Source organism: Microbulbifer hainanensis (assembly GCF_014904735.1).
GTDB classification, from domain to species: Bacteria; Pseudomonadota; Gammaproteobacteria; order Pseudomonadales; family Cellvibrionaceae; genus Microbulbifer; species Microbulbifer hainanensis.
Map to the genome: position 1 here is coordinate 1 of NZ_JACZCR010000022.1, position 6,754 is coordinate 6,754.

Annotated in this window: 4 protein-coding genes; 3 read left to right on the forward strand and 1 reads right to left on the reverse strand. The window is 59.7% G+C overall.

Annotated features, from left to right (window positions below; translation table 11 throughout):
* Position 1: 1 nt before the first annotated feature.
* Both IG168_RS08135 and IG168_RS08140 read left to right on the forward strand, forming a co-directional pair.
* Complete coding sequence (locus IG168_RS08135; protein WP_226876695.1) at positions 2 to 1,600, forward strand: GMC family oxidoreductase N-terminal domain-containing protein; 1,599 nt, start codon at positions 2 to 4, stop codon at positions 1,598 to 1,600.
* A 198-nt stretch (positions 1,601 to 1,798) separates the two neighbouring features.
* Positions 1,799 to 3,412 (forward strand): GMC family oxidoreductase, encoded by a 1,614-nt coding sequence (locus tag IG168_RS08140; RefSeq protein ID WP_319024676.1) that lies wholly within the window; start codon positions 1,799 to 1,801, stop codon positions 3,410 to 3,412.
* Between the two features lie 41 nt (positions 3,413 to 3,453).
* Here the strand turns inward: IG168_RS08140 and IG168_RS08145 are convergent, their stop codons facing one another.
* Positions 3,454 to 4,494, reverse strand: coding sequence for an AraC family transcriptional regulator (locus IG168_RS08145; RefSeq protein WP_226876697.1), 1,041 nt, complete (start codon positions 4,492 to 4,494; stop codon positions 3,454 to 3,456).
* Positions 4,495 to 4,744: 250 nt separating this feature from the next.
* On the opposite strand from IG168_RS08145, the gene IG168_RS08150 reads away from it, so the two are divergent.
* Positions 4,745 to 6,721, forward strand: coding sequence for an alkyl/aryl-sulfatase (locus tag IG168_RS08150; RefSeq protein ID WP_193163758.1), 1,977 nt, complete (start codon positions 4,745 to 4,747; stop codon positions 6,719 to 6,721).
* Positions 6,722 to 6,754: the final 33 nt, after the last annotated feature.

Genomic DNA, 6,754 nt, shown 5'->3' on the forward strand with positions numbered 1-6,754 from the left:
GCTGGCCAACCGCCTGTCAGAGGGCGGTAAATACTCGGTGTGCGTACTGGAGGCCGGCCCCGCCGGGACCTCGTCGCCGCTGATCAATATCCCCGGCGCCTTCGCCGCGCATATGTTTATCAAAAAATATAACTGGGCCTTCAACGCCAAGCCGGACGGCAAACTGCGCCATGGCGCTCCACTGTTTACGCCGCGCGGCAAAACCCTCGGCGGCAGCTCTTCCGTGAACGCCATGCTGTATGTGCGTGGCCAGAAACAGGATTACGATACCTGGGAAGCGCTGGGCAACGACGGCTGGTCGTACAGCGACCTGCTGCCGTATTTCAAGAAATCCGAGCACCATGAAAAACTCGGCGGCAGCGAATTTCACGGCCACAGTGGCCCGTGGCATATCAGTGCATCCGAGCCGGAATATCCGATGTCGGAAGCCTTTATCAAAGCGGGCCAGCAGACAGGCTTCCGCTACAACGACGATTTCAATGGTGCCGACCAGGAAGGTGTTGGCTACTACCACTGCAACATCAAGGATGGCCGCCGCTTCGGCGCCGCTGCCGCCTTCCTGAAACCGGCGCTGGGCCGCGACAACCTGACCGTGCTCACCGAAGCTCAGGTAAAGCGTGTGCTGCTGGACGGTGATCGGGCAACCGCGGTGGACGTCCGCCATGCCAACAGCGAATTCCGTCTGGAGGCGGAGCGCGAGATTATCCTCAGCGGCGGCGCGATCAACTCGCCGCAAATACTGCAGCTGTCCGGCATCGGCGATCGCAAGCACCTGCAGTCCCTTGGCATTGAATGCCTGCACGAGCTGCCCGGAGTGGGCCGCAACCTGCAGGAGCATGTGGACGCCTGCGTGCTGGTCACCAGCCGCATTAACGATGGCTTCACCGCGTCCCTGACTGGCCTACTGAAAATGTTGCCGGATACACTGAAATATCTGTTCAACAAGACCGGCAAGCTGGCCAAGTCGATCACCGAGGCGGGCGCCTTTATCAAGTCTTCCGACGATGTGGACCGGCCCGACATACAGCTGCATATGGTGCCGCTACTGTTCGACGACTGTGGTCGCGATATCAAGCTAATGTCCAAACCCGGCTATTCCTGCCATGTGTGCGTGCTGCGCCCGAAGAGCACCGGCAGCGTCATGATCCAGTCTGCGGATCCCTTTGCCGCGCCGGAGATCGATTACAACTTCTTCGCCGACGAGGAGGACCGCAAGGTGCTCGTCAACGGCATTCGCCAGGTGCGCAAGATCCTCGCCGCCGCGGCTTTCGACGAGTACCGCGGTGAGGAGATTCACCCGGGCGCCGAATGCGAATCGGACGAGGAGATTTTCCGCAAGGCGCAGGAGCGAATCGGCCTGGTATTCCACCCGGTGGGCACCTGCAAGATGGGGGTCGACAAGGAAGCGGTAGTCGATCCGCAACTGCGCGTGCACGGCCTGCGGGGCCTGCGCGTGGTGGATGCCTCGATCATGCCGAAGCTGATCAGCGGCAACACCAACGCGCCGACCATTGCGATTGCCGAAAAGGCGGCGGATATGATTTTGCAGGAGCATACCGCTGGCGCTGCAGCTGAAGCGGCTGTACAGATGGCGGATTAACCCCTCCCCCCCAGACGAAAATAACAATTTTCTCTCCGACCTTTTTGGTCGTCGCATTTGGCGCCTTCCCGATCGGGGTCGGCGCCTTTTTTATGCCGGTTGTGCAGGCCCGAGCGGACAGCGGGGGCCGGTCTATGCTTTCAGCCAGTAGTAATGGGGAAAGTCGGCGCCGGATGGCGCTGTCCGCGGGAGAGAGCCGTGCAGGAAACATTTGACTATATCGTCGTCGGTGCCGGGTCCGCCGGCTGCGTACTGGCCAACCGCCTGTCGGAGAGTGGCAAGTACAGCGTCTGTTTAGTGGAGGCGGGGCCGCTGGATCGCTCACCGATGATCGGCATTCCCGGTGCTTTCGCCTATTTCATGTTCTCGAAAAGATACAACTGGGCTTACGCGTCCAAGCCGGACCCAAAACTGCGCCACGGTGCGCCGATTTTTACTCCGCGCGGCAAGACCCTCGGTGGCAGCTCGGCGATCAATGGCATGCTGTATGTGCGCGGGCAGAAGGAGGATTACGACTGCTGGGCGGCGCTCGGCAATGACGGCTGGTCCTACCAAGACATGCTGCCGTATTTCAAAAAATCCGAGCACCACGAAGTGTTTGCCGGCAACGAATACCATGGCCGCGGCGGCCCGCTCTACGTCAGCACCGGCGAGCCCCAGTACCCCATGTCCGAGGCTTTTGTTAAAGCCGCCCAGCAGGTGGGTTACCAATACAATGAGGACTACAACGCTGAAGACCAGGAGGGCGTTTTTTATTACCACCTGAACATCAAGCACGGGCGCCGCTGGGGCACCAGCGCCGCCTTCCTGAAGCCCGCCATGCAGCGCCCCAACTTGACGGTGCTGACCGAAACACAGGTGAAGCGGGTAATCCTGGATGGCGATACTGCGACTGCGGTGGAAGTTCACTGTAAGGGCATGGATCTGCGCCTGGATGCACAGCGCGAAATTATTCTCAGCGCCGGCGCGATCAACTCGCCGCAACTGCTGCAATTGTCCGGAATCGGCGAGCGCGAACACCTCGAGGGACTGGCGATCGAGTGTCGGCACGAACTGCCCGGCGTCGGTAAAAACCTGCAGGAACACGTCGATGCCTGCGTACTGGTGACCGCGCGCAAGAACGACGGTGTCACCATGACGGTTCCGGGGCTGCTCAGGATGGCACCGGACACACTGAAATACCTGTTCCGCAGAGAAGGCAAATTGGCCAAGTCGATCACCGAGGCGGGGGCCTTTCTGAAGACGTCTGACGATCTGGCGCGTCCCGATATCCAGCTGCACATGCTGCCGCTGCTGTTTGATGACAGCGGTCGTGACCTGAAGCTGATGAGCAACCCCGGCTACTCCTGCCACGTGTGCGTGCTCCACCCGCAGAGCACCGGTACCGTGATGATCCGCTCCAATGATCCCTACGTGGCGCCGGAGATCGACTACAACTTCTTCGCCCACGAAAAAGATCGCGAAACCATGGTCAAGGGCGTCCGCGTGGTGCGCAAAATTCTCGCCGCCGCGGCCTTCGATGAATACCGCGGCGACGAAATCCATCCCGGCACCGACTGCGAATCCGACGAGGATATTTTTTACAAAGTCAGGGAAAAGATCGGGCTGGTCTACCACCCGGTGGGTACCTGCAAAATGGGCAGTGACGACGAGGCGGTGGTGGATACGCAGTTGCGGGTGCGCGGCCTCAAGCACCTGCGGGTAGTGGACGCGTCGATCATGCCGAAGCTGATCGGCGGCAACACCAATGCGCCCACCATTGCGATTGCGGAGAAGGCGGCAGATATGATTCTGTCGGAAGAAGCTAATTAAATCAGTGGCAATAAAAAAGCGGCCCTCGGGCCGCTTTTTAGTCAGGCGCTCGCCGCCTGCTGATGGCTGCTGCGAAATTCTCCCGGCGTGCTGCCGGTCCAGCGCTTGAAGGCGCGATTGAAATTCGCCACCGAGGCGAAACCCACCAGGTAACCGATTTCCCCCAGGGACAGGTGCGGCTGCTCGATATATTCCAGGGCCAGTTTCTTGCGCGTGTTTTCGAGGATTTCCTTGTAACTGGTGCCCTTGTCGCTGAGCTTTCGCTGCATATTGCGCAGGCTCATACCCAGGTCTTCAGCTACCTCCGATTGCGTAGGCGCACCGAGTGACAGGCGCTCGTAAATCCGGCAGCGGACCAGGTTGGCAAGGTCACTCTTGTCGATGCGCGATAGATATTCGTCGAGCATCTTTTCGTGACTCTGGGTCAGCATCAGGTTGTGGGCCAGCAGTTTCTTGTCGGCCTGTTCGCGGTCGAAAACGATGGCGTTGATGTCGGCATTGAAGTGGATCTGGCAGCCGAAGAATTCTGTCAGGTATTCGCTGCCGTGCTCGGGTTCGGGTGTGGAGAAATAGACGGCCAGCGGGCACAGGTCGGCCTCGACCGCCTCGCGGCCAAATTTTACCAGAGTTGCCAGAAATGCCTCGATTTCCCGCGGCCCCAGGGTTGGCTCGTCGGTAACCTCGTCGATCCAGGTAATGACCTTCAGCATCAGGCCATCGCCATTTTCGGAGAGTTCCAGCCGGCAGGCATCGGATACGATGCGTTTGTAGCGCATGATGCGCGCCAGGCTGTCCTTCAGGGAGGCCGATGACATCATTGCATAGCCCAGTGCATGGAACATGCCCGGGTGAAAGTATTCGGCGACCTGCATCGTAAAATCTTTGCGCGGCAGGCGCGCGTTGCAGTAGTCGATCACCTTCGCCAGCTTGGCAATGGCAATCCTGCATTCCTGGTTTTCGAGATCGCCGGCGCTAATGCCGCACTCATCGAGTGCCTGCTCCACGTCAATATTGTTGGCCTGCATGGCTTTGGACATGGGTATGACCCAACCGCTCAGCGCCGCAACGTCTTCGTGTTTCAAGTAGATCTTCCTGTGGTTGTCCCTGTGCGGCACCGATTGCCGGGAGGGTACAAAAAGTGATCAATCCGACATTCTACTCAATGTGCGCGCCAGCACAATAGATTGGCGCGCGCTGCAATACCCATTTGTCCCCAGCTGCGTAATGTAGGGCCAAACCAAGCGGAGCCTGACTGTGTCAGTGATGACTGCGCCCAATCGGTCGGGATTTTAAGGGCGTTTCGGCTCTGCAATTCGATGAAGAGAGAACAAAATGCTAAAAATTGCGAAGGCGTCCCTCAGCTTGGGCGCACTGATGGTAACCGCTTCGGCGGCGCTTGGCGCCGCGCCCGCTGCGGAGCCGAAAGCGGCCACCGCGGCCACCAGGGCCTATCAACAGTCTGTGCGCGCAAGCCTGCCGTTTTCCGATACCAAAGATTTCGAACTGGTCGAAAAAGGCCTGCTCAAGCGCCCGCCGGCGGTCGAGATCAAGGACGGCCAGGGCAATGTGGTCTGGGACTTGGGGAAATATGACTTCCTCAGCGGTGACCAGTCACACGACACCATCAATCCGAGCCTGGAGCGCCAGGCCAAGTTGAATATGGCCTACGGCCTGTTCAAAGTCACTGACCGCATCTACCAGGTGCGTGGTTATGACCTTGCCAATATCACATTCATTGCCGGCGATACCGGCTGGATCGTCATGGACACGCTGCTGACCCCGGCCACTTCCAGGGCGGCGTTCAAGCTGGTTACCGACGTGCTCGGCAAGCGCCCGATCCGTGCAGTGATCTACAGCCACGCCCACGCCGACCACTTCGGCGGGGTGAAGGGCATTATCAGCCAGGCCGACGTGGACAGCGGCAAGGTGCAGGTGATTGCGCCGCGCGGCTTTATGGAACACGCGGTGAAGGAAAACGTACTGGCCGGCAATGCGATGACCCGCCGCGCCACCTACCAGTACGGCAGTATCCTGCCGAAGGGCGCGCAGGGACAGGTGGACTCTGCCATCGGCAAGGGCATCTCCACCGGTATGCTGAGCCTGATCGCACCGACCCGCACCATCGAAAAGGACGAGGAAACCCTGGTCATCGACGGTATCGAAATGCGCTTCATGAATACGCCGAACACCGAATCACCGGCGGAGATGAATACCTTCTTCCCCCAGTTCAAGGCGCTGTGGACCGCGGAAAACGTGACCGGCACCCTGCATAACATCTACACCCTGCGCGGTGCCGAGATCCGCGACGCCCAGGGCTGGAGCAAATACATCAACCAGCTGATCCACGGTGTGGCCAGGGATGCCGACGTGATCTTCGCCTCCCACAGCTGGCCGCGCTGGGGCAACGACTACCTGCTTGAGGTGTTGAAAAAACAGCGCGACATGTACGGCTACCTGCACGACCAGACCCTCAACCTGGCCAACCAGGGTGTAACCATCAACGAGATCCAGGACCAGATCACCGTGCCCGACAGCCTCGCGCACGAGTGGTATAACCGCGGTTATCACGGCTCCTACAAGCACAACGCCAAGGGCATCATCAACAAGTACCTGGGTTACTTCGACATGAATCCGGCCAACCTGAACCCGCTGAGCCCGGCGGATTCCGCGCCGCGCTACGTGGAGGCCATGGGCGGCTCCGAAGCGGTGCTCAATATGGCTCGCAAGTCCTTCGCCAAGGGCGACTACCGCTGGGCTGCGGAACTGCTCAACAAGCTGGTGTTTGCCGAGCCGGAAAATCAGGAGGCGCGCAACCTGCAGGCGGATACCTTCGAGCAGCTGGGTTACCAGGCCGAAAACACCGGCTGGCGCAACACCTACCTGGCGGCGGCCATGGAACTGCGCAACGGCGTGCCCACCCAGGCGCAGGCGACCCGCGCCGGTGCCGACATGGTCAAGGCGATGGATACCGGGCTGATGTTCGATTTCCTCGGCGTCAAACTCGATGCGAAGAAGGCCGACGGCAAAGCATTCTCGATCAACTTTGTACTGCCGGACCGCAAGGAGACCTACCTGCTGGAGCTGGACAACTCCCACCTGAACAATATCGCCGGCGTGCAGAGCAAAGAGGCGGACCTGACTGTCACCATCGATCGCAGTGACCTGGACCTGCTGTTCACCAAGCAGAAGTCTTTCCCGGAACTGGTGAAGTCCGGCGCGCTGAAGCTGGACGGTAACCAGCAGGTGTTTGTGCAGTTGATGACAATGATGGACGACTTTCCCTTCTGGTTTAACGTCGTCACGCCGTAATACGTTCGCAAAGCCTGCCGGTCTGAGCCGGCA